Annotated in this window: 23 protein-coding genes; 8 read left to right on the top strand and 15 right to left on the bottom strand. The window is 41.8% G+C overall.

All coding sequences use genetic code 11. The features are described from left to right. Window positions 1-251: 251 nt before the first annotated feature. From PG901_RS10705 to PG901_RS10695, 3 genes are all read right to left on the bottom strand, one after another. On the bottom strand, window positions 252-803 hold the full coding sequence (locus tag PG901_RS10705) for a hypothetical protein (protein WP_271134393.1): 552 nt from the start codon (window positions 801-803) through the stop codon (window positions 252-254). Window positions 804-1,093: 290 nt separating this feature from the next. Then, a complete protein-coding gene (pssA, locus tag PG901_RS10700; protein WP_227671075.1) occupies window positions 1,094-2,041 on the bottom strand; it encodes a CDP-diacylglycerol--serine O-phosphatidyltransferase in 948 nt (315 codons plus the stop codon). Window positions 2,042-2,051: 10 nt separating this feature from the next. Further along, a complete protein-coding gene (locus tag PG901_RS10695; RefSeq protein ID WP_201562574.1) occupies window positions 2,052-2,927 on the bottom strand; it encodes a 23S rRNA (adenine(2030)-N(6))-methyltransferase RlmJ in 876 nt (291 codons plus the stop codon). A gap of 140 nt (window positions 2,928-3,067) precedes the next feature. Between PG901_RS10695 and PG901_RS10690 the strand changes: the two genes are divergently transcribed. From PG901_RS10690 to dapE, 3 genes are all read left to right on the top strand, one after another. Continuing rightward, window positions 3,068-3,823 carry a 2OG-Fe(II) oxygenase gene (locus PG901_RS10690; RefSeq protein WP_271134392.1) on the top strand — a complete coding sequence of 252 codons (756 nt, stop codon included), beginning with the start codon at window positions 3,068-3,070 and terminating at the stop codon, window positions 3,821-3,823. A gap of 57 nt (window positions 3,824-3,880) precedes the next feature. Next, window positions 3,881-4,345 carry a hypothetical protein gene (locus tag PG901_RS10685; RefSeq protein WP_271134391.1) on the top strand — a complete coding sequence of 155 codons (465 nt, stop codon included), beginning with the start codon at window positions 3,881-3,883 and terminating at the stop codon, window positions 4,343-4,345. A 107-nt stretch (window positions 4,346-4,452) separates the two neighbouring features. Beyond that, window positions 4,453-5,652, top strand: a complete 1,200-nt coding sequence (dapE, locus tag PG901_RS10680; protein WP_271134390.1) for a succinyl-diaminopimelate desuccinylase — start codon at window positions 4,453-4,455, stop codon at window positions 5,650-5,652. Between the two features lie 150 nt (window positions 5,653-5,802). On the opposite strand, the gene PG901_RS10675 is transcribed toward dapE, so the two are convergent. The 7 genes from PG901_RS10675 to PG901_RS10645 form a co-directional block, all read right to left on the bottom strand. Further along, window positions 5,803-6,018 (bottom strand): hypothetical protein, encoded by a 216-nt coding sequence (locus PG901_RS10675; RefSeq protein WP_201619975.1) that lies wholly within the window; start codon window positions 6,016-6,018, stop codon window positions 5,803-5,805. Window positions 6,019-6,205: 187 nt separating this feature from the next. After that, on the bottom strand, window positions 6,206-6,706 hold the full coding sequence (locus PG901_RS10670) for a GyrI-like domain-containing protein (RefSeq protein WP_201562586.1): 501 nt from the start codon (window positions 6,704-6,706) through the stop codon (window positions 6,206-6,208). A 77-nt stretch (window positions 6,707-6,783) separates the two neighbouring features. Beyond that, complete coding sequence (gene iscX, locus PG901_RS10665) at window positions 6,784-6,993, bottom strand: Fe-S cluster assembly protein IscX (protein WP_011279849.1); 210 nt, start codon at window positions 6,991-6,993, stop codon at window positions 6,784-6,786. Window positions 6,994-7,167: 174 nt separating this feature from the next. Then, complete coding sequence (locus tag PG901_RS10660) at window positions 7,168-7,707, bottom strand: acyl-CoA thioesterase (RefSeq protein WP_201630038.1); 540 nt, start codon at window positions 7,705-7,707, stop codon at window positions 7,168-7,170. Window positions 7,708-7,861: 154 nt separating this feature from the next. Beyond that, window positions 7,862-9,259: an NAD(P)(+) transhydrogenase (Re/Si-specific) subunit beta gene (locus PG901_RS10655; RefSeq protein ID WP_372830299.1), complete on the bottom strand. Its 1,398-nt coding sequence runs from the start codon at window positions 9,257-9,259 to the stop codon at window positions 7,862-7,864. Further along, the gene (locus tag PG901_RS10650) at window positions 9,256-9,603 is read right to left on the bottom strand and encodes a proton-translocating transhydrogenase family protein (RefSeq protein ID WP_201625636.1); all 348 of its coding nucleotides are present in this window, start codon (window positions 9,601-9,603) and stop codon (window positions 9,256-9,258) included. The genes PG901_RS10655 and PG901_RS10650 overlap by 4 nt, the downstream gene beginning before the upstream one ends. 116 nt (window positions 9,604-9,719) lie before the next feature. Then, complete coding sequence (locus tag PG901_RS10645; protein ID WP_271134389.1) at window positions 9,720-10,877, bottom strand: NAD(P) transhydrogenase subunit alpha; 1,158 nt, start codon at window positions 10,875-10,877, stop codon at window positions 9,720-9,722. A 500-nt stretch (window positions 10,878-11,377) separates the two neighbouring features. Here PG901_RS10645 and yaaA point away from each other — a divergent pair, with 500 nt between their 5' ends. Continuing rightward, window positions 11,378-12,178 (top strand): peroxide stress protein YaaA, encoded by an 801-nt coding sequence (yaaA, locus tag PG901_RS10640; RefSeq protein WP_271134388.1) that lies wholly within the window; start codon window positions 11,378-11,380, stop codon window positions 12,176-12,178. Between the two features lie 121 nt (window positions 12,179-12,299). Here the strand turns inward: yaaA and PG901_RS10635 are convergent, their stop codons facing one another. The 3 genes from PG901_RS10635 to PG901_RS10625 form a co-directional block, all read right to left on the bottom strand. Continuing rightward, window positions 12,300-13,913 (bottom strand): glucosamine inositolphosphorylceramide transferase family protein, encoded by a 1,614-nt coding sequence (locus tag PG901_RS10635; protein WP_271134387.1) that lies wholly within the window; start codon window positions 13,911-13,913, stop codon window positions 12,300-12,302. 538 nt (window positions 13,914-14,451) lie between these two features. After that, window positions 14,452-16,101 carry a chaperonin GroEL gene (groL, locus tag PG901_RS10630; RefSeq protein ID WP_271134386.1) on the bottom strand — a complete coding sequence of 550 codons (1,650 nt, stop codon included), beginning with the start codon at window positions 16,099-16,101 and terminating at the stop codon, window positions 14,452-14,454. A gap of 127 nt (window positions 16,102-16,228) precedes the next feature. Further along, complete coding sequence (locus PG901_RS10625) at window positions 16,229-16,519, bottom strand: co-chaperone GroES (protein WP_010196840.1); 291 nt, start codon at window positions 16,517-16,519, stop codon at window positions 16,229-16,231. A 603-nt stretch (window positions 16,520-17,122) separates the two neighbouring features. On the opposite strand from PG901_RS10625, the gene PG901_RS10620 reads away from it, so the two are divergent. Next, complete coding sequence (locus PG901_RS10620) at window positions 17,123-17,893, top strand: DUF3108 domain-containing protein (protein ID WP_201619969.1); 771 nt, start codon at window positions 17,123-17,125, stop codon at window positions 17,891-17,893. 121 nt (window positions 17,894-18,014) lie between these two features. Here the strand turns inward: PG901_RS10620 and PG901_RS10615 are convergent, their stop codons facing one another. Beyond that, a complete protein-coding gene (locus PG901_RS10615) occupies window positions 18,015-18,512 on the bottom strand; it encodes a hypothetical protein (protein ID WP_271134385.1) in 498 nt (165 codons plus the stop codon). 69 nt (window positions 18,513-18,581) lie between these two features. Further along, the gene (gene wrbA, locus PG901_RS10610; protein ID WP_271134384.1) at window positions 18,582-19,199 is read right to left on the bottom strand and encodes an NAD(P)H:quinone oxidoreductase; all 618 of its coding nucleotides are present in this window, start codon (window positions 19,197-19,199) and stop codon (window positions 18,582-18,584) included. Between the two features lie 418 nt (window positions 19,200-19,617). Here wrbA and PG901_RS10605 point away from each other — a divergent pair, with 418 nt between their 5' ends. From PG901_RS10605 to PG901_RS10595, 3 genes are all read left to right on the top strand, one after another. Beyond that, complete coding sequence (locus tag PG901_RS10605; protein ID WP_271134383.1) at window positions 19,618-21,177, top strand: YihY/virulence factor BrkB family protein; 1,560 nt, start codon at window positions 19,618-19,620, stop codon at window positions 21,175-21,177. A gap of 262 nt (window positions 21,178-21,439) precedes the next feature. Then, entirely contained in the window at window positions 21,440-23,077 is a 1,638-nt protein-coding gene (locus tag PG901_RS10600) for a DUF2254 domain-containing protein (RefSeq protein ID WP_271134382.1), read from the top strand. A gap of 163 nt (window positions 23,078-23,240) precedes the next feature. Beyond that, entirely contained in the window at window positions 23,241-24,515 is a 1,275-nt protein-coding gene (locus PG901_RS10595; protein ID WP_201562608.1) for a cation:proton antiporter, read from the top strand. Window positions 24,516-24,565: the final 50 nt, after the last annotated feature.

Below are 24,565 nucleotides of genomic sequence, written 5' to 3'. Positions count from 1 at the left end.
TTTGTTAAGTCAAGAAGTAAATTATTTTATTTTAAACTAGGTTAATCTAAAATGAATTTGCTCGGTTGGATGATTAAGTAGTAGCTTGGTTAAAACCCGCTATTGTTAATCAGTGGTAATCCACTTCCCAATCCGCCTTCCCTTGCGACTGGGTGGCATTATACGCGCTTTGATGTGAGGGTCAAGGGGGAATAGTGGTTTATTTCTGATTTTTTGATAATGCTAAATCTATCTCTCAATCCAAGACGCTATTAAGGGCAAAGATTCTTCGTCCATTTCCCTGCTTTGGTACCGCGAACGCATTGATATTGCACACCATACTGAACCCAATGCCAACTTAATTCAGATGGCGTACCTTTTAAGGTAAAGCTAATACGATAACGTTCTGCGCTAACACTATCATCCATGAGACCTGAACGGGTAATGACAACAACGGCTGTCTTGGGCTGGGCTTTTGATGGATAGAAGAAAGTTTGCGCCAAATCATAATCCGCAGACACCTCATTAATACTGCTATTGATGAGTTTGAGCTTTTCAAGACCACAAGAGATCAGCCCTGTTTTAATAGGACACGGCGCTGATGCATAAGTCACTGCGCGGCCATTAACGCTTAAATGCTTAAAGTTGGCTGGATTTGCAGCTTCAGCCCGAGATATGGGACTTATTGAGTTGCTAGTATTGGCATGTGAAGAGGCCGGAACCAATGATAATGAAAATAAAGCACTCGCTATCAAACCTCTTATCAAGTGTGTTGAGGTATTTGAGACCGGCAATAGATGATTAAAACTATTTAAGTGCAGCATAATAACCTCGACGTTTATTATCAAATAGCGTTATAAAAAGGCTAGTCATATAATGTTTATATAGCTATACCATACAATAACATATTAAAATTATTTAATAATAACTCCAACCATGTGTTATTTGTGTCTTTTTATTATAACCATCTCAGTTGTTATGATTATCTCTATTAGAGCCGTATATTGGTATGCAACTCACCACCCTAGCACGCAAATAAAAACCGCCTATTAAAAAATAAGCGGTTCGTATGTGCATGTCTTAAGCTAACATCTACTATAAAGCAATCATAGCGTTAACTGGTGGCTTTGCTTTTTAGCGTAGTAAAGATACCTGATAACGCATAGATGATACCAATGGCTAAGATGCCCACAGGGATATCATATAAGATGATACTCATGACCAATACGCCAATGATAAGCACCACAAAAGGTACTTTCTTCTTGTCGAACTCTTTAAAGCTATAATATTTGACGTTACTGACCATCAATAAACCACAGATAACGACCCACGCGGCAAATAAGAACATGACGGCAGTATCGTATTGTCCGATCCATTCGTTATGATCGACCGCAACCATCACCGCCGCCGTAACCAAGATAGCGGCAAGCGGACTTGCCAAACCGACAAAGTATTTTTTATCGACAATGCCAACTTGAACGTTAAAACGCGCGAGGCGGAAAGCGGCACAGGCAGTAAAGACAAACGCACACCCTAACCCGACACGACCTAAAGGTTCTAAAGCAAAGCTATAAATCAAAATGGCAGGTGCAACGCCAAAGGCCAGCATATCGGCAAGTGAATCATACTGCTCGCCAAAAGGGCTTTGCGCATTCAGCATACGCGCGACCCGCCCGTCAGCGCCATCAAGAATGGCGGATAAGAAAATCGCCAGTGATGCTTTATAAAACTCGCCTTGGGTACTGGCTAAAATAGAATAAAAACCCGATAGTAACGATAAGGTTGTGATGAGATTGGGCGCTAAATACACACCGCGACTGACCACGCGCTTGCCTTCTGCAACTTCTGCTTCAATCACCTCAAAGGTTAAGCCATCATAATTGTCATTATCCGCGAGACGAATATTGAACTCATGCTCATCGACAAAAGGCGGCTGAGTGGCGGCGCTATCTTGTAATAGTGGCTCTTTTACCAAACCGTCATTCATAACTTTATCAGTTACTAGACTGCTCTTGGCAAGGCCATCCTTTGCAATGCTACTTGATGATTGATCAGTCGTCATAACGATATCCTTATTCGCCAACCAGCCAGCGCACATTGGTGGCACTGTCTGCAGACAAGTCTGGCGCATCTTCAACTTTTAATACCGGCTGTAAGAAACGTAATATCTCACGCGCATGATTGTCAAACTGCCAAGGCGGATTGATAACCAGTAGACCTGTACCGTTCAGACCGACAGCGATATCATTAGGATAGATATTGAGCTCGCAGACCAATTGACGTCTCATCTCAGTACGCTTAAGCTTTTTATAGAACAGCTCAACCGCTTCGATATTTTTAATCGGATACCATAACGCATAAGTGCCTTGTGGCCATTTCTCATAAGAGGCGACCAATAGATTAATCAGACGGGTAAAGTCTTTATGCTCTTGCTCGTAAGGAGGATCAAGGAAAATCAGACCGCGCTTCTCTTTTGGCGGAATAACGGCAGCGATACCTTCAAAGGCATTGCGATGATGAATACCAATCGGCAATTTATGCAGCTGATAATTTAAGGCATCATATTCGCTGGCTTTGGCTTCAAACGCTTCACCGCGTACGCCCGCATCAGGATTTTTTTCAACATGATGGGCAATCCACCACGGCGAGCCGGGATAAACTTTTTTGTCATAAGTGAAACGGGCTTGCTTAATGCCTTCCATATAGTCTTTGACTGCCGTCGGTGCTTTTTCGACATCAGCTTTTACTAAGGCCTGGATACCACCTTTGGCTTCACCTGTTTTGCGCGCCTCTTCACTGCCGAGCGAATACAGTCCACGACCGCCATAAGCATCCAGCACATAAAAAGGTTTGTTTTTTTGCCCCAATTGATTCAGTAGTTGTACCAATAAAATGTGTTTAACGACATCGGCAAAGTTACCAGCGTGATAGGCGTGTTTATAATTCATAAGATCAAAAGTTTAAATAAGAAAAATTGCATCTATGGTAGCATAGACAGGGTAAAAGATAACGATGGTTTTGGTAAAAAGGCATGGATTGGCTGTGTATTGACAGCGAATGGCATGTTTATTGATAACGGCGAGACAAAATGACGCAGATTATTAGCAATCTTGAGGTGACAAAGCTAGTCGTCGATAATCCGATTGGACAGGATAATCCACCATTACTGTTTGCGCATAATGGCGACGATAACCAAAAGCCGCCGACTCAGCACGTATTAGCGTTATCCGACTTTGATATCGATTGGCAAAATAAGCTGACCGATGAACAGTTGGATAAGTTTGTAGATGATGGTTGGATGATTATTGACGGGGTGTTTGAGAATAAAGCACTATTAGCCTTGCAATCCGAGAGCGGTTTTATTGAGTATCGTGACGCAGAGTTGACGGCTGGCATTCGGGTCAGCGATATTCGCGGTGACCGCATCCGCTGGATTACGGAAAACTTCTTTGCCGGATATTATTATCTGCAAAGTATCAATGCGCTTGCTGCTTTATTCAATCAAAGCTTGTTTGCTGGTATTCGCCATAGTGAAGCACATTACGCTTGTTATCCGGTGGGTTTTGGCTATCAATGGCATAGCGACAATCCGGCTGGGCGTGATGAGCGCGTTATCTCGGCGGTGCTTTATCTTAATGATGATTGGAGCGATAGTGACGGTGGCGCTTTAGAAATTGTCGATAAGCATGGCATTCATCATAATGTCATGCCTGTTGCCAATCGACTGGTCATATTTGATAGTGACCTACAACATCAGGTGCAAATTGCTCATCGTCAGCGTTATTCTATCGCGACTTGGATGCGCCGTGATGGTCTGGTGCCTTTTGTTGAAGATAATATTTAACATTCATCAGCTATTACTTTTACTTTAAATAAGTCTTGTTAATTAAGGATAATGACAATGCATAAAACCTTATTTAGAAGCTTACTCTTACTTGTTATGTTCCCTCTAATTGTGAGCTGCGAGACGCTTAATCATCAAGCCGCTACTCAACAACACAATGAGTTATTTTTTACCTATTATTTGCCAAAATCCACTCCTGAAAAACCTCTAATAATTAATCCGACCGCTATTACTACTGAATTCAAATATGAAGATGGGTGTCTACTTGCATTTGATGGAAGCAGATGGATGACACCTGTATTTCCCGAAGGACATGCAACTTTTGATAGTCAGAATAAGACTTTAAAACTATTAGGAACAAGTTATAAAATGGGTGATGTCATTTCTGCAGGTGGCTATGTGCGCGCTTACAACCGTGACAAAGTTAAAAATTATAGTAATACGCCAGCCGAAAAGTGCATTACAGAGTATCTAGCAATATATTACGGCGATTATGAGAAAATTTACTTGGATAAAAACTAAAGTTATTTTGAGCATCAGAGTTGATAAACATCAGCATTAGATAAATCTTATAAAAATAAGCCAGATGTTATCACAAGAAATAGTAAATCAACTTATCTAGGACTGTCATGAGTTTAGAAAATAATAGTAAAACCCATCAACAACAAACTTTAGAATTGAGTATCGCCCTACTTGAGCGTCCTTCGGTCACACCAGATGATGATGGCTGCCAAGATATACTATCAGAGCGCCTGCAACAAGCAGGGTTTAACTGTGAGTTTATGTATTACGGTGATAGACAGGCAAAAGGCGAACAAGCGGAAGTCAAAAACCTTTGGGCGCGCCGTGGCACCACTGATCCCGTTATTTGTTTTGCTGGTCATACCGACGTTGTACCAACGGGCGATGAGAACAATTGGACCTATCCGCCATTTACGCCAACCATTGCCGATGGTTATTTATGGGCGCGCGGTGCAGCTGACATGAAAACCGGTATTGCAGCCTTTACCGTTGCCGCCGAGCGTTTTGTCGCCAATCATCCTGAGCACAATGGCTCTATTGCTTTTTTAATCACCTCAGATGAAGAAGGTCCGTCCATCAATGGCACGGTTAAAGTCATTGAAACCTTGGAGGCACGAAATGAGAAAATCACCTATTGCCTCGTTGGTGAGCCATCAAGTACCGACACCCTTGGCGATATCATTAAAAATGGTCGCCGCGGCTCATTGGGTGCAGAGCTTACCGTCACTGGTAAACAAGGTCATGTTGCCTACCCGCATTTAGCTTGCAATCCGATACATGCAACGATGGCAGCTTTAGCGGATCTGACAGCAGCGACTTGGGATAATGGTAATGACTACTTCCCTGCGACTTCCCTGCAAATCTCTAATATCAATGGCGGTACGGGCGCGACCAACGTCATTCCTGAAACGCTAAAGGTTGTCTTTAATTTCCGCTTTTCTACAGAAACAAACGCAGATGAGCTAAAAGCAAAAACCCATGCTATCTTTGATAAATATTTTGAGAACAGCAAAGCCAGTTATGATATTCATTGGAAATTATCCGGTCAGCCATTTTTAACCCCTGAAGGCAAACTCGTATCAGCCTGCCAGCAAGCGATTAAATCTGTAACCGATGTTGATACCACGTTATCTACATCAGGCGGCACCTCAGATGGACGCTTTATCGCGCCAACAGGTGCGCAAGTGGTTGAGCTTGGCGTGCGTAATGCCACGATTCATCAGGTCGATGAAAAAGTAGAAATAGATGACTTGGGGAAATTGGCACAGATTTATGAAGGGATTTTAGAGAATTTGTTGTTGGATTAATCATAAGTGATAAAAACAAAAAAGCGCCATCCGAGTTAGATTTGGCGCTTTTTTATTATGATTTTTAACTAAATAAACATTAAACCGCGTAATAGCTTAGAGTCTTAGCTAAGTAATCAATAAATCGGCAGTAGTCATTTAGATTTTGCTTTATTCAACTCTCTTTTCAATCATACTTCTGATTTTATCTTGAATATGCTGTACTTCCTGCTTAAATACCTCGATTTGCTGGCTCATTTCTATTGCTCTTTCTAAGTCCGGCGTTACCACATCTGTTCTAAACTCTTCTATCATCGCCATTCTTTTTCGCAAGGAATTTTGTATGATGCCCAACTCATAAGTAGAAAAAACTGGGTCGTCGCTCATTTTATATCCCTTAATATAAGGCTAGAGGGAATTGATGGAAATTTTCCAATCGTGAAATAAGAGAGCTCAATATACGGCAACGAAATAGATTATTAGTATAATTTTGGTAAACTCATTCTTAAGTAAACAGCGGCGACAGCAATCAGCATTATAAAAACTATCGCCTTAATGTTTTTACTTTCAGGCTTTACTCAATACCAATATAGAGATCTACTTGCCCATACTCTAAGTTGCCACCGATATAATGCTCAAAATCAACATTGTACGTTCGTACATGCTCACAGCTTCGGTCATTAAAATAGGTCCACGCCTTCTCCCAAGCGTTCATCACGGTGTTGGGCATTCTGCCTTCTTCAGAAAATACCAAATACTTACCTGCAGGAATATCTACGCTGACTAGAGTGCCATTCTTAGCACTAGCGCTATTATCTGACTGTTCTTGCTCGCTATCTACTTTCCAACCGGCCACAACATCAAAAGCACCGACCAAGTCATCGCTCTCATAGTTATGATAGATACCGTAAATATCTTCGCCTTCAGGAAGATTGCCCGCATGATTTTGATAAAACTTTTGCCATAAGCGACCTAACTTGGCTGTTTCGTGGCTAATTTCAGCATTATTGGTAGTGCGAACGCTAATGCCTTTGCACGCTATCGCTTCGGGTAGCTCTTTGATTTCTGATGTCATAATGCGGCCTATCCTATATATTGATGCTGTTTTGTGTTTAAAAAAATATTTAATAAGATTAACGTTGCAGTGTGCATCTAATCTGCTTCATCAATCCAGTTCATCTGAATGGCTTCTAAGATACCTTCATTTGAGCGCTGCGGGTCATCATCAAAGCCTTCAAGCTCAGTCACCCAGCGATGCAAGTCAGTAAAGCGAATATACTGTGGGTCGGTTTCTGGGAATTTCTCATAAAGCTCGATCGCGATATCTAAGCTGTCTGTCCATTTTAATTTCTGCGGGGTCATAGTAGCTCCTTAACTTATCATTATTTTATAAATGTCATCGAATTGAGGGTCATTTAAGCTGATTATTTGCTTGACGATTTTCTTGACCATTTCATAAGCCCTATCGTAGCAAAATTCGCCAGCTGATTATAGACAAGTTCGTTATAGAGCCTTTGTTGATTTAGCTTATTTTCTCTATTTAGCAAATTCAGAAGATTTAATCGCTACTTGATGCTGATTCCAAGAATCAATGACCTCATTTGTCTGCTCACCTGTCATATCCAATACCTCTGGCGCACACTTACCTTTTTTATTGGTCAATACAAACTTGGTCATACCAACGCCCATCAACTGACTTTTTACAAAGAAGCGCGTTTCAAAATAGACGTATTTTTTATCCCAACCGACAAGCGTACTATTTACCGTCATCTTACTCAGAAATTTAATCTCTTTCAGATAGACCATTTCTTGCATGGCAATAATCCAGCCGAGATTTTTAATATCCTTTTGATGACAGCACGCCATCAGCCATTTAGTGATATTTAACTCTATAAAAGATAAGTAGCGATAATTGGGCAGATGATCACGAAAGCCCATGTCATGTGGCAATACTCGATAGTGGCGCACAATTGGTGCGGACAAAGTTTCGACACTTAAATTTTCGCTAACCGCTTGCTGTTTAAGCTGCTGCTTTAATAAGCTGACCATAATAAAAAAACGTATCAACATGTTCATAAGGAAATCTCTTCACTATTATTATTTATTAATCATGATTGCATATAGTTGAATATAAATACTGGCTACCTTAACGCAAAAAAAGCCACCTCAGTGACTTTTTTATGGCAAAGCTTAGATTTAGTAATTTATATCTAAAAACCGACTTTAAAAATTAATGCGCACCATTGATACTACGCACCATCTCTTCAACCATTTTCTTAGCATCGCCAAAAATCATCATGGTTTTGTCCATATAGAACAAGCTGTTATCAAGACCTGCATAACCAGTATTCATCGAACGCTTGATGACCATTACGGTTTGCGCTTTGGTAACATCTAGAATCGGCATACCAAAGATTGGCGACGATGGATCATCTTTTGCAGATGGATTGACGACGTCATTGGCACCAATCACTAAGACCACATCGGTACTGGCGAAATCGGAGTTAATCTCATCCATCTCAAGAATATCATCATACGGTACATCGGCTTCCGCCAAGAGTACGTTCATGTGTCCTGGCATACGACCAGCAACTGGATGAATGGCAAAACGCACATTAACGCCTTCGTCTTTTAATAGCTCGTATAATTCTTTGACCGCGTTTTGTGCACGGCCCTGCGCCATACCGTAACCCGGTACAATGACCACACTACTGGCATTGGCCATAAGAAAGCCTGCATCTTCTGCTGAGCCTGCTTTGTAGTTCTTTGGTGCGCCATCATCGCCGCCTGCAGCAGCAGCTGTCGTACCCATACCGCCAAACAAGACATTAAGCAATGAGCGGTTCATGGCTTTACACATGATATAAGATAAAATCGCACCTGATGAACCGACGAGCGAACCTGCGATAATGAGCATCGAGTTGCCAAGGGTAAAACCAATACCGGCTGCCGCCCAACCTGAGAATGAGTTCAATAGTGACACAACCACTGGCATATCGCCGCCACCGATTGGGGCAATCCACATCCAACCAAAGATGACTGCTATCACTGCCATTGCATAAAATGCTGGCAACGAATCGGTCATAAAGTAGACGATACCAAAACCAATCATGGCAATAAATAACAGCGCCTGTACCGGTTTGACCCAGCTACCAACCAAGGTCTTCGCCCAGCTTTTCGCAGCCAGTTTACCAAAGGCAAAAACAGACGCTGAAAAAGTAATCGCACCGATAAAGCAACCGATAAACAATTCAACACGAGCAACCGCGCCATGCTGTTGTTCAGTATGCAGTACCGTTGCTAAGGCAATCGCTACCGCTGCCAAACCAACAAATGAATGCATCAAAGCCACGGTTTCTGGCATTTGGGTCATGGCGACGGTTTTTGCTTTCCACATACCGACGATAGCACCTAATACCATCGCACCGATGATTAACCATAGCACAGGGCCTTCCGCTAAGAAGAATGTCGTTGCTACCGCAATCGCCATCGCCACCATACCAAAGCGGTTACCGCGAATAGCGGTTTTTGGACTAGATAAACCACGTAAGGTTAAGACAAAAAGAATGGCACCGATTAAGTAGAACCAATCTGCATTTGCTGCAATCATATTTGTTAAATCGCTCATGCATCGCCTCCACTTTCAGTCGTCCCAGTTTCAAGAGCGGCTGCTTTCTTTACTTTAGGTTTAAACATTGCAAGCATACGTTCCGTCACAGCAAAACCACCGAAGATATTGATACTGGCTAAAAATACCGCAAAGGCACCTAGCAAACTGGTCGGCGTAAACATCGAACCATCGATAGTAACGGTCTGTAGCATCGCACCGACGATGACAATACTTGATAAAGCGTTGGTGACCGCCATCAATGGTGTATGTAATGCAGGGGTAACGCCCCAAACGACGTAGTATCCGACAAAAATAGCGAGCACAAATACGGTAAAAATCGCTACAAACGGTGTGCTACTCATGGCCGCACCGGCTGGCGCTGCAGCTAAAATAGTGGCAATCATCTAATCCTCCTAAAATTTTGTTCGTGTCTGGCAAATGTAGGGTAATGAGGTAGTCGAGACTTGATGTTCAAGGCTTAGCGTTTAGCAAGGCGTACTTGCTTGTCATGTGTCACTGCTAACGCCCCTTGAATCTCATCATTCATATCTAAATTTAGTGCCAGTGTATTTACTGAAGCGTCGTCTGTAGCTGCAGGAGCAATTAAAGTGGTGATAAAATTGACAAGGTTATTGGCATATAAGTCTGAAGACTGCGCTGCCAGTTGCGATGGAATATTGGCCGCACCAACGATACGCACGCCATTTGCCGTGGTAATGGTTTCATCTGGCACACTGCCTTCGACGTTACCACCGGTACCAGCTGCCATATCAATCAGCACTGAGCCTGCTTTCATTTTGGCAAGCGTCGCCCCGTGCACCAAACGCGGTGCGTTACGACCAGGAATTTGCGCTGTGGTGATAACGATATCAGCATTGCTTAATGCCTTGTCAACCACTGCTGCTTGATCTTTGACGTATTGCTCTGATGGTGTCCACGCATAACCACCTGTAGACTTAGCTGTTTCTGCTTCCTCTGCACTCATCGGCACATCAAGCCACTTACCACCTAAGGATTCTACTTGCTCACGAGCGGTCGGACGTAAATCACTTGCTTCAACGACAGCGCCTAAACGCTTAGCCGTTGCAATCGCTTGCAAGCCTGCAACGCCGACACCTAAGATGACCACTTTGGCAGGTTTAACCGTACCAGCTGAGGTCATAAACATTGGGAACGGACGCGAATATTCGTTGGCGGCTAGCAATACTGCTTTATAACCGGCAAGGTTGGCTTGCGAGGACAAAACGTCCATATTTTGTGCGCGTGACAAAGTACGTGGCAATAACTCCATCGCAAAGGCAGTCGCGCCTTTTGCCGCATAAGTATCTAGCTGGCTATTGCGATATGGGTCCAGCATCCCGATAACCACTTGACCGGCCGTTAAATGCTCAGTTACCGCCGCTGGCAAGTCGTTGACCGTGGTAATAATTTGAGACTGGTTAACGACCTCGGTACTACTATTGGCAATGTCAGCACCCGCCGCTTGATACAGCTCATCAGCATAATATGCTGCTTGACCTGCACCTGACTGAATGACGACTTCAAACCCTAGCTTACGTAATTTTTTTACCGCGTCAGGGGTTAGCGCTACCCGACTTTCACTTGCGCTATCTGCACTAATAACACCGATTCTCATACCGTCTCCTTACTTACGTCTAATGACTATACTCACGTCTAATGACTACCTTTTAACACCCTCAACGCACATTTAAAAAGCACAGGGGACAAAAAATCTTTGGTCATGGTTGGTTTAACACTTAAGACCAAAGATTATCAATTTAATAAATGATGACGCCTTTGCCATCATGCCTTTTTATTATAGAGATATCGTCTGCTAACTTTCATTGTCTAATGATGACCCACAAGTAAAATAAAAAGTTAGGCATTTACACCATCATCATAACTTTTATTGTTATATTAAAAACTTTTATTTTTTCCAAAAGCGCGCAAAGCCTGTAAGCTATTAGCTCTGAGCCAACGCATAAATTGTTTTAATATTTGACATATGTCTACGATGACGCTTAAAAATACAAAACAGCTACGACTAAGTCAAGATAAAATACTGTCTACCGTATAATAAGAAAACTTGACACTTAATTAGAACGCCCTTTAACTCATTATAAATAAGGAATAACCATGTATTTTTTACTTTCCCCTGCTAAATCTCTTAATGAGAAAGATGCAGTACCAGTCAATCTTGGCAATTACTATAGTCAGCCCGAGCTGATTGAGCACTCGCAAGTGCTAATGAAAAACTTAAAAGCAAAAGAGCCGATTGATTTGCAAGAGCTGATGAGCATCTCTGACGATTTGGCGCAGCTGAATGCTAAGCGTAATCAAGACTGGGCTTGGAGTGAGAATGAACCCTTTACGGATGACAACGCCAAACCGGCGGGCTATTTATTCGATGGTGATGTTTATAGCGGTCTTGATATGTATCACATGGACAAAGAAACCGCTATTTACGTCAATGAACATTTGGGTATTTTGTCAGGGCTTTATGGCGTGCTAAAACCGCTCGATTTAATCCAACCCTATCGCCTAGAGATGGGCACCAAGCTAAAAAATGAGCGCGGAGATAATCTCTATGAATTTTGGGGCGAGGCAGTGACAGACACTATCAATGCACGCATGGCGGATAGTGATGATAAAGTCTTGGTTAACCTTGCTTCTAATGAGTATTTTAAGGTAATAAAAAAGAAAGCGCTAAATGCTGAAATTATCACACCACGATTTGAAGATGAGAAAAATGGTCAATATAAAGTGATTAGCTTTTATGCCAAAAAGGCCCGTGGACTGATGGTGAAATATGCTGCTGATAATAAATTGACCAATGCGGAACAATTAAAGCAGTTTGATTTGGCGGGCTATTATTATGTCGATGAGTTGTCTGATGATAAAACGTGGACGTTTAGACGGGAGGAAGCAAGTCAGTAGTTTTTAAAACAATATCTAATTTGCATAAAAAAACCCCGATAGGCTCATAGGCTCATAGGCTTTGGCTTATCGGGGTTTTTTGACAAAGAATTATCACAGCTGCCATAAGATTTCTTAATAACTATACGGTAAAGCGAAACCTATCTCTTGAAACATCAAGTACGACAGTTTGATCATAGATATTATAAGTATGGAGACGATCGATATCAGTTGCCCAATTGGGTTCAATATAACGCACAAAGGTTTCTTTATAGGATATCGGCGTCAAATCTTCTACTAAGTATAAAGCTATCCTACGTCCGTACCTAATTGTACAGTCCTGGGCAGTACGAAACAACTGACCATTTTTCCGAAATAGTGCTCCTGCTAATCGTGATCCACGTACATCAATCTTGATAGGTGCAAGCGGATGGAGTGTCCAATCATCCGACATTAACTTGTCAGAAATATAAATCTGCAACTCTAAACCCGCTGTAATTTCTGATAGTGAACCATGAGTCGTGAAAAGATACCATAGTCCATTGTGTTTAATAACTGCACTATCTAATGCTTTCACCCCAACAACCAACTTATGAACCTTCTCCCACTTGTGAGGAAAGTTTGTCGCTTTCAATAGGTTAATGCAATTGGTCTCTGCAGCTTCTGGAATCATATATATTACATTGTTGTACTTAAATACATTAGGAAAGCTCAAATGAACGCTAATACCTAAATTTGTCGGTCCCGAATCAATAACTTGATTGCTTTCATTCAGTTCTACCCATTCTATACGACCTATATTTTCTTTGTAATTTAAGCTTTCAAAGAATATATAGCGCCTTGAGTCTTGTTCAATATAAAAAGGATCCGCCCAAAAGCATCCTTTTTCAGGTAATAGCTCCGTATATGTTTGTATTGATTGATCAACAGAGCCAATAAAAATACTCCATTGACTTAGATAAGAAATTTTATAAAATATTTCCACAGCATAATACTTTAAATAACCCGTCAAATGCCTTATAGCAGTTAAATATTTAGTGGTCTTATAGTTTGTACAGTCGTCAATTGAATCAGCAAATTTTTCACTCTCGACTCCAATATTATTGTTATGGAAATAACAATACAATATTGATGCTAGAACCCCATTTAATTTATGCTCAGTTAAGTTATAGTTCAAATAGAACAAAGTACAATAACCTCTCCCCACAACTTTGTCACCATCAAGGGAATCACTTAATAGGTGTAGACTAACTACGCTATGATCCCATCGTTCGGCAAACTGCCAATACAATGCTGGTTCACCTCGTTTTATGGTTTCGTCACCATAATGAAAAGAAAGAATACCTTTTTTTGTAATACCTAAGACTTTCTCAGTTAAGTTCTGGAAACCAATATTAAGAAGGTAATCTAGATCTGCTGCTCCAAGTTTCTCAATAACTGAGTCTTCAATCTCGTCAGTAGACTGATACTGTTTTGGTGTTGATATAATGATAGGTATCTTGCCGTTAGCTACCAAATCATGGATAGAATAACCCTTAACATCACTTTTAGTACGAGAAAGGAAAGAGAATATTCGTTGATTAATAAATGGAATAACCTCTGTTACATTAGATATGATAGATTTTGGTTTTACACTTCGTCGAACAGCGATACAAACCTCAACGATACCCTCATCAACTAGAAGTTTTAATGGTTCAAACATGTGCCATGCTAATGTTTCATCTTCTATTAGAATTCCAAGCCTAGTTTTTTTCATCTTTATCGCCTTAAATTGCACACAAGCTGTTGTAGCTATTAACCTACAGCACATGCCCAACTATTCCCTTGAATAAATTTTAAGTCCATTTAACCTATATTCTAATACTAGCATATAGTTAAAGAAATTTTATATACTTAAAAACTTATATAATTTTCGAATAGATTTACTCTACTCTAATAGTCTTTTAATTTTTAAACGATATAACATACGTTAAAGATTATGAGGTTAATAGAAGCGACTCAACCTAGATAACAGTTCAATATTTACCATAACTGTAAATCCTTACTCGGCACTATCAACTTGGGATATCTCAATCCATTTATAGCCTATTATCTAAATTAATTAGGCTACTACAACCAGACACAAAAAAGCCCTGCTATCTTAACGACAACAGAGCTTTCGGTAGTTCAAACACTTTTACAGAAATACTTACACTTCTGGCGAGAAGTATCTTATAGATTGACTAAAAAAGTACGGTTATTCAATTAAAGCAACCGAGGTCAATAACATCATACAAATTTAGTCGAGGCATAAATTACATCATGCCGCCCATTCCACCCATACCGCCCATGCCACCAGCACCGCCCATGCCAGCCATACCATCATCACCTTGCGGTAAATCAGTAATCATGACTTCAGTAGTAAGCATGAGGCCTGCTACAGAAGCGGCGTTTTCTAGTGCTGAACGAGCAACTTTCGCTGGATCAAGGATACCCATCTCTAGCATGTCGCCGTATTCGCCAGAAGCTGCGTTGTAACCGTAGTTACCGCTACCGCTCTTCACTTCGTTAACCACAACTGAGGCTTCTTCGCCAGAGTTGGTGACGATTTGACGTAATGGGGCTTCCATTGCGCGACGTAAGATATTGATACCAGCGTTTTGGTCATCGTTATCGCCACGTAGCTCAGACAATGCATTCATCGCACGAACTAGGGCAACACCGCCACCAGGGACAACGCCTTCTTCAACCGCTGCACGAGTCGCATGTAGCGCATCATCAACACGGTCTTTCTTCTCTTTCATTTCAGTTTCAGTCGCCGCGCCAACTTTGATAACGGCAACGCCGCCAGCAAGTTTCGCCATACGCTCTTGAAGCTTCTCTTTATCATAGTCAGACGTTGATTCTTCAGCTTGACGTCTGATAGATTCAACACGGTTTTCGATGTCAGCTTTGTTACCAGCGCCATCAACGATAACGGTGTTTTCTTTACCGACAGTGACTTTCTTGGCTGTACCCAATTGCTCAAGGGTCGCAGTTTCTAGGCTTAGGCCAATCTCTTCAGAGATAACCGTACCGCCAGTTAGTGTTGCAATATCTTCTAGCATGGCTTTACGACGATCGCCAAAACCTGGTGCTTTAACCGCACAAGTTTTTAAGCCGCCACGCATGTTGTTTACAACTAATGTTGCCAATGCTTCGTTTTCAACGTCTTCAGCAATGATTAGCAACGGTTTGCTTTGCTGCATCACTTGCTCAAGTAATGGCACGATTTCACGGATATTACTGATTTTTTTATCAACAAGCAAGATATATGGGTTTTCGAATTCTGCGGTTAAGCTGTCTTGCTTATTAGCAAAGTACGGGCTGATATAACCACGGTCAAACTGCATACCTTCAACAACTTCCAAGGTATCTTCAAAACTTGAACCTTCTTCAACAGTGATAACGCCTTGCTTACCGACTCTTTCCATCGCTTGTGCAATCAGTTCGCCAATTTTGGTGTCTGAGTTCGCAGAGATAGAACCAACTTGGGCAATCGCTTTTGAATCATCAGCTGGCGTTGATAGCAAATGGATTTGCTCAACAGCAGCGCGTACTGCTTTATCGATACCGCGTTTTAGATCCATTGGGTTCATGCCAGCGGCAACAGATTTCATGCCTTCTTGCAAGATTGACTGAGCCAATACAGTAGCAGTCGTTGTACCATCACCAGCAACATCGTTGGTACGGCTAGCAACTTCACGAACCAATTGCGCGCCCATGTTTTCAAATTTGTTTTCAAGCTCGATTTCTTTGGCAACTGAAACACCATCTTTAGTGATGGTAGGTGCGCCAAATGATTTATCGATAACCACGTTACGACCTTTAGGGCCTAAGGTTACTTTTACCGCATTTGCTAGAACGTTTACGCCGTCCATCATTTGTTTACGGGCATCAATGCCGAATTTTACGTCTTTTGCCATGTTAAATTACTCCACTATTATAAGTATGAGAATGCAATTAAATGTTTCAAAGAAATTTTTTATAAATGCTCTTGAGGTATAAATGGTGTCAGCTAAAAATAATTAGCTAAAATTGCCTTGTGGACAATTAGCCTTCTAGCACACCCAATACATCAGATTCTTTCATAATCAATAGCTCTTCGCCGTCAACTTTTACCGTTTGACCAGCATATTGACCGAACAAGACTTTATCGCCAGCTTTTACATCTAACGCGCGAGTTTCACCGTTGTCACGAATCTGACCGTTACCGGTTGCTAGCACTTCACCTTGTGAAGGTTTTTCTTGAGCAGAACCAGGAAGTAAGATACCACCCGCAGTTTTTGTTTCTTCTTCTATACGGCGGACGACAATACGGTCATGTAAAGGACGAATGTTCATCGATATGACTCCAAAATTTGGTTATTAAAAGTAAGGGTTTATTTGAATTAATGATCTCAATACCAAGTTCTATCAGAATGTCTGCTTAAAAACAGCATCTTTAAGATAAGCTTTGAGCTTGTATCAAAAAGTGGGGGCAAGGTGAGTTCGGTTCAAGTGTAAAGACCAAAAATTTACAAGAATTTTGCACATTGTCGCTTATTCAGTCAGTAATGATGTTTTAAAAAAATCATTTGATTGAATTGCACGCTATTAAAGGCCTCAGCATTGCTCAAAAACATCGGATTTACTATCGAATAGTGGCTGTAAATGCAAGCGGTGAGACGTGAGTGCATTTTGGTTATTGCTATCTATTACATTTACGCCGTCTTACTAGGATTACAGCAAGTTACTGCGCCTGTTTTATTTAGCAAAACCAGCAACATTAACTACATTAGCCAAACGCTTGATTCTGTCGCTGCCCTTGAAAATGTAACAGAGTATGACCATATATAAGACTGAGCACATAACAAGACCTATAAATAAAAGCTAACAGTCAAACAAAAGACAATATTTATAAATAAAAGCTGATAACACAGCCTGAAACCAAATTAAGGAATATCCATGAGTTTTTTATTAAACAATAAACAATCCCTAGCAACCGATTCTAATAACCCGAAACGCAGCCCATCTAAATTTTTTACCGCCTTAACCACTGGGGCGAGCATTGCTGCAATTGGAGCTTTAAGTATGACCGCACCTACCCTTGCCAGCGCCAAAAACATTGAACCATCAAGCGCCAATTACAGCTTTACTGTTGAAGACAAATACAAAGGGACAGCTACGCGTACGTTAAATAAAGCCGGTAATACGTGGAAATATAACGTCAATGCCCGGGTAGCCGGTGTCGCAAGTGCCGCGCAAGATAGTACCTTTAGCATTAACGGCAATAATGTCGTTCCAACCCAAGCAAGCACTACTTATAAGCTATTGGGTGTTGGTCGTACCCATAAACTGGACTTTAATCCAAGCAGTAAAAAGGTAGTGAGTAACTATCGCGGCAAATCAACGACCATGAATATGGCGCAGCAAGCCTTTGATGATTTGAGCCTTGAGGTGCAAATTCGCCAAGACTTGTTAAATGGTAAATTCTCTGGCAACTATTACATGGCGAAAAAAGACAAAGTAGAAAAAACGCCGTTTAAAAAATCAGGTAATACTAAAATTACCGTGCCAGCGGGTACCTTTGACACCGTGCGTGTCGACCGTGTCCATGATGACAACAGCCGCTCGACCAGTTTTTGGTTGGCGCCAAGCTTAGATTATCTGCCGGTTAAAGTCAGCCAGATTAACGACGGTAAAAAGATGGATTTAGAATTAACCAAGGTTAATTAAGCTATCACTTCTTAATTAATAGTTAACGTAAAAAAAGCGGCACTCTAAATGGAGTGCCGCTTTTTTGCTATCAATGTTGCTATCAATATAGGTTACAACAATACAAGATGCCAAGACTCATCTAGCGAGAACGTGGTTGCTTAACGACATTATTCATTGATGGCAGGCGCTTTAGTAGGATAAATAACCAAACGTTGATTGCCAGCAATAGCACAAAATCAAGTAGATATACCACTATCTCAGCCCAACTACTGCCATAGATGCGCGTAAACAGCACCACACCGCTCGCGCCGAGATAAACCAAGGTAAACATACTACCTATTAATAGCGCATAAGGCGAACGCCCACGTAATACCGATGGCGTCAAGACAAACGCCGGCACCAACCATAGCGCTTGCCAAGCAATACCGCCGATAATATCTGGATTACTGGGATTAAAGACACTGATTAAAATCGGCAGCGCCAATAATCTAAAAACCAGCCATACCAACCACGTCACCATCAAACGCTGACGAATAGGCGTTATCGGTTTTTGCGCCTTCACAGCATTGGCAGCCTGAGGTGTTTTTTTTGTAGGCGTTTGAATGTTATTGTCCTGATTGGAGCGATTATTAGCCATGAGAGATATTTATTTCCTAATTGATAGCAGCAAGCAGCAATAGTTAGAGGTCAATTAACTAGACAGCAATTAACGATTCCAATTGGCTTGGGCTAAGGCAGAAGCCGTAATCGCCAAACGACGCCCTTGAGCAATCGCCAGTTCACGCTCATCTGCTGATACAGGCTGATCATGTAAAGCACCGCTGACATGGCTTGCGCCATAAGGTGAGCCACCGCCACGGGTACGATTTAGGGCAGGCTCAGCATAAGGGACGCCCACAATCATCATGCCATGGTGCAATAGCGGCATCATCATGGTCAGCAAGGTCGTCTCTTGCCCGCCATGCATCGAACCGGTGGCGGTAAAGACGGCTGCTGGTTTGTTTTGTAGATTGCCTGCTAGCCAAAGCGTCACGGTATTGTCCCAAAAATATTTCATGGGTGCTGCCATATTACCAAAGTGCGTCGGACTACCAAGCGCCAGACCGCTACAGTCTTTTAAATCCTCCATGGTGCAATAAAGGTCGCCTTCATCAGGAATGGCAGGCTTACTTGCCGTGGTTTCAGGCGCGACTGTCGGCACCGTACGAATACGCGCCGTCATGCCAGCGTCTTCAATACCTTGGGCGATGGCATATGCTAATGTCTTAGTCGTACCATAATTTGAATAATAAAGCACCAAAACATAAGGGGTGGTCTGACTCATTAGCAAAACTTCCTTCTAAAATCATTGACGTTGTTATTTGCGCTATGTGTTATTTCAACTATATATGGCAGACAACAACCATTATAAATAGATGTGCACATTATGCCCGAGTCATTCACTGACATGCAAACAAAGCGCACTTAACACTCTAGTTTAAGTGCTGTTATATATAATCCATACTAATTGAATCGATTATGGTTATGACGGAGAACAGTGATGAATTTTTCTGGCTTGCTGTGCCTACGCAGACAGAGGCTGCAAAACATTCATCCCTGTTCTACTGCATCGTTTTTATATTTAATCCACTATAGAATGATATGAAAGTCGCTTAAATGCATTTCGACACAATTAAGCGGCAGATTCTCAATGCCCATTTTTGCTACACTATTCGCACTCTTATCCGCGTTAAATGGTCGTCATGGAAAACTTATTAAAAAAAATCCCTTTTTTACACCAAAGCTGGTTTCAATTTCTGCGTTTTTTGACGCGGCATTTTTTTGAAGATAATTGCCAACAAAAAGCCGCGTCGCTGACCTATACGACCTTATTATCCATTGTACCTATCCTAACGGTACTCCTGATGATTTTATCCTCTGTTCCAGCCTTGGCATCCGTCAGAGCGCAGATTTATGAGGTCATTTATAGCAATTTGCTGCCACAATCGAGCTTACAGGTCAGTAAATATATCAATACCTTTGCTGAGCAATCGTCAAATCTAACCATTATCGGCGCGATGGTTTTATTCTTTACCACCATCATGACCTTGACGACCATTGAGCGCGCTTTTAACCAAATATGGCGGGTAGAAAACCGCTCTGGTGGTATGAAAAGTATGCTGCGCTATTGGACCATCGTCACGTTAGGACCGTTAGTACTGGGTACGGCATTTCTTGCTTCAAGCGCAGTACAAAGCCTAAGTTTTTTAAACCGACAAATTGCTGGTTATGGTATCGATTGGTCGTTTTGGGTACAAGTCGTTTCCTTTACCATCACGGTAGCCGGCTTTATCAGTATGTATTGGTTTATTCCAAAAGCACGTGTCCCTGCAAAAAATGCCGCCATTGCCGGTGTATTTGTCGCCATTATCTTTGAGCTAATGAAGAATCTTTTTGGTACGGTGATGGCAAACTTTACCAGCTATGAAGTCATTTATGGTGCGTTTGCAGCACTACCAATTTTCTTATTATGGATATATCTGTCGTGGAATTTGATTTTATTGGGTGTTGAGATTAGCTATACCTTGACTATTTTTGAGACCGAAGAGGTCTATCCGCGTCACCCGCTCTTAAGCTTGCTCGATATGTTAAACCTCGTTTATACCCACCATCTAAAAGGCGAAGCGGTGAGCGAACAAGCATTGCGCAATGTCTTGGGGCGCAAAGAGCTGCCAAAATGGTATACCTACCTTAATTATCTACAAGACAGCAACTTGATTACCATGACGGAAGAAGAAGATTATGTGCTGAAAAAAGATTTGAGCAAAATGACTTTGTGGGACTTTTATCGCACCCTACCATATCCCTTGCCTATCAAAGATGAGCTTGATGAGATGAGCCCAGAAGACCAAAAACCGTGGCTAAGCTTGTTGGTCAATCGCTTTGAAAATACAGAAGCCTATGCCAAGCAGCAATTAAATATGCCGTTAAATACTATTTTTGCTCATAGTGAACCGCGAAAAAAATCAGCGGAAAACGAAGCCGATTTAGCTAAAAAAGAGCGCTCTAAACTCTTTCGAAAATCTAGCGCTGCTGATCCTAATCACTTATCTCAGGAAAATAAAGGAAGTAATGACGTCACGCCACGTTTTGAGCCGGTCGCTTATGATAAAGACAGCGACATAGAGTATGACGAGCATAATAATGAAATTATCCTTCCTAAAGATGTTGATATTGATAGTGACAAAGTGAATGCTGACAGCAGGCACGCTACCAATAGAAGCGATATCATTACTGAAGCGGATAATCCTACAGCAAATTAGCTCAATATAACTTTACTTATAACCGTAATGAGACATAAATAAGCCCCTACATATAGGGGCTTATTTTTTACTAAATTTTTAATCTTTATGGCTTATATGGTAAGGTAATTTACTTTTAAGAGATTTTATTAGCCAAATAGAATCCCTACTTGTTAATAACGATGGGATTATTCTTAGGTCGATTTCTAGGTCATTTGTGGAGCGCATTAAATTGGATAAACACCCTGAGAATGGCTGGCTTAAATCTGCATGGCTTACACTCATGCATAGATTAAAGCAATTTACCCAGCTCTGGTCGCTACAGACGCTGACCGATTTGCCTGAGCGCCTAAGAAATATATGGCAGCAACTTATTGGCTCTTATTGGTTTATTCCAACTGCTTGTGTGGTGGTAGGTATTTTACTGGCGCCTATATTGGTCACGATTGATGAACATTTCGACCGCGAGACGGTCAGAGAAATTACCTTTGCCTTTACGGGTGATGACGATGCCGCCCGCGCTATTATGACCACCATTGCCGGTGCCGTACTCGGTGTCGCTGGGACTACTTTTTCGATTACGATTGCCGTGTTATCGATGGCGTCTTCACAATTTGGCCCCAGATTGCTACGTAATTTTTTGACCGATACCCCCAATCAGTTTGTCTTAGGTGCGTTTATTGGCACTTTTAGCTATAGTTTATTGGTGTTAAAAGCGATTCATAAATATGATGTTGGTTTTGGGGTGCCGCAATTGGCGGTAACCTTTGCCATTATCATGGCGATTATTTGCGCGTTATTATTGGTGTATTTCGTGCAGCATATGGTACATGCGATTCAGGCATCGCATGTGATTCAAGGCGCAAGTAATGAGGCGATTAAAAATATTCACTACTGGTATAAAGACCGCTGCGATATTGAGCATCAACGTGACGTTAAACATCATGACGTCGAACAATTTCATACTTGGCCTGCCACGCCGATTTATCCACCGTGCTCAGGCTATTTGCAGCAAATTTATCTAGAGTCACTGATCACCTTGACCCAAGATTATGGCGGCGTGGTGCACATGAACACCAATCTTGGTGATTTTGTCACTGATAGAAATATTATTGGCTATTTTTATCAGCGTCCAGCCGACCATTCAGACAATCGCCATCAAACCAATACGCCAAATCTGGCTATCGTCCCGCGTGCGCCTGATGGGCTGTTCTGGCAACGCTTTGCTGGCTGTATACGTATTGAGCAACGCTTAAGCCACCCCAACGATATCGCTTATAGCTTAGGACAAATGACTGAAATCGCTGTACGCGCCCTCTCACCAGGGATTAATGATCCAAAAACAGCGGTCAACTGTGTGCAGTCTTTGACCGCTTGTTTAAGCATTATGATGCGTCGTCAGCCACCGAGCCCCTATCACTTCTATACATCAAGCCCAGATAATTCGACCTCAAATCAATCAACGTCAAAGCAATTAACGTCAAATAAACCTGCACCAGATAAAACAAACTCAGACAACAGCAATATTGAAAGCATAAACAATAAACCACGCGTCGCCATATTGGCCGTTGTGACTCATACCCCTAAAATATCCGACTTTATCGATGCATCGCTTGGCGAGATACGCCGTTACGCAACCGCAGATTTGATGGTATTAAAGGCGCTTTGTCAGGCATTGGTAGATCTCAATTATGCTAAAGTTAATAACGCCCAGCAGCAAACGCTACTACATGAGCTGACATTGATTGAACGTGCGGGACAAGACAATCTCAGCTATCAAGAATTGGTCGACGACTTAAGCGCCATGTGCCAACAAGCTAAGCAATTTATTCTCGATGATGATGCCCAGCATCAATACTTTGCTTATGTCCCTAAGTTTGATGCTCATATTCGTAAAGTGCTACAAGCGCAATCAAGGTAATCCCTAAAACAAGTTGCACTACTAAAACAAGTTGCACTACTAAAAATAAGTTTGCTATTCACAACTAGCATGCAAGCGCGAAAATAACTAAAATAAAAACCCAGTCAATCTTTATAAGTTCTAATCTTAGGACGATTTTTTATCATTATTTGAGACCTTTTTTATGGCTCCTACCAGCAGCTTGACCATACTAGAAATCAGCGCTATTTTTTTATCGATTACCGCCTTACTGACTTACGTAAATCATCGATTTATCGGTCTGCCAACGACTATTGGCGTGATGGTTATCTCCATTTTACTATCTATCGGTGCGATATTTTTGGGCTTTTTAGGTTTTGATGAGCTGATTGATTACGAAGTGAGTTTATTGGAGCAGCTTGATTTTACCGAAGTCTTATTAGACGGCATGCTGTCTATGTTGTTATTTGCCGGAGCGCTACACGTCAATATTGGCGATTTAAAACGTTATAAATTGCCCATTGGTATCCTTGCTTGTATTGGCACGATCGTATCGGCGCTATTAATTGCCGCTGCGCTATACTTTATGCTGCCGCTATTTGGTTTTGGGCTGCCGTTTTTGTGGTGCTTACTATTTGGTGCTTTGATATCACCGACCGATCCTATCGCCGTCATGGGTATTTTGGCATCGGCAGGCGCGCCAAAAAGTATTGAAACCGTCATTGCTGGTGAGTCATTATTTAATGATGGTATCGGCGTGGTTATTTTCGTGCTGCTGCTCGGTATTTTATCGAGCGGCGATATCCCAACGGCCAATTATGTCGCCCATACCTTAGCCGTTGAAGCCGGTGGCGGTATTGTCTTTGGTTTGATACTCGGCGGCATATTATATTATTTAATAAAAAGCATCGATAGTTATCAAGAGGAAGTATTATTGACGCTGGCAGGCGTAATAGGTGGTTATGCACTCGCCAGCCATTGGCATTTATCAGGTCCACTTGCGATGGTAATGATGGGGTTAATGGTTGGTAATCGCGGACGGGCACTGGCAATGAGCGATAAAACGCGCCATTATATCGACCTATTTTGGGAATTAATTGATGAGATTCTCAATGCTATTTTATTTGTGTTAATTGGTTTAGAGGTGGTGATGATAGCTTATTCGGGCAATTTGTTTATCGCCGCTGGTTTGACCATTGTTATTGCTCTACTTGCGCGCTTTATCGTGGTAGGTATGACCACCAAAACCTTTCACCGTCAGCTTGATTTACCGACAGGCGCGTGGAAAGTGCTGACATGGGGCGGATTACGTGGCGGTATCTCAGTTGCTCTGGTCTTGCAGCTGCCGGCAGGCAGCGAGCGTGATATTTTATTGGCGCTGACTTATGCGGTGGTGATATTCTCTATCTTGGTGCAAGGTTTGAGCGTCGGTAAAGTCGCCAAAAGTATTCGCACTGATGAGCCAGTAGCAGAAATATAGGCTTTAAAGAGTATTGATTTAGGCGTTTTAGTAAAATAAAAGCCAGTATA

This window comes from Psychrobacter sp. ANT_H3 (assembly GCF_027919975.1).
In the GTDB taxonomy this organism is placed as follows: domain Bacteria; phylum Pseudomonadota; class Gammaproteobacteria; order Pseudomonadales; family Moraxellaceae; genus Psychrobacter; species Psychrobacter maritimus.
This window is presented reverse-complemented; position numbering and strand designations above follow the sequence as displayed.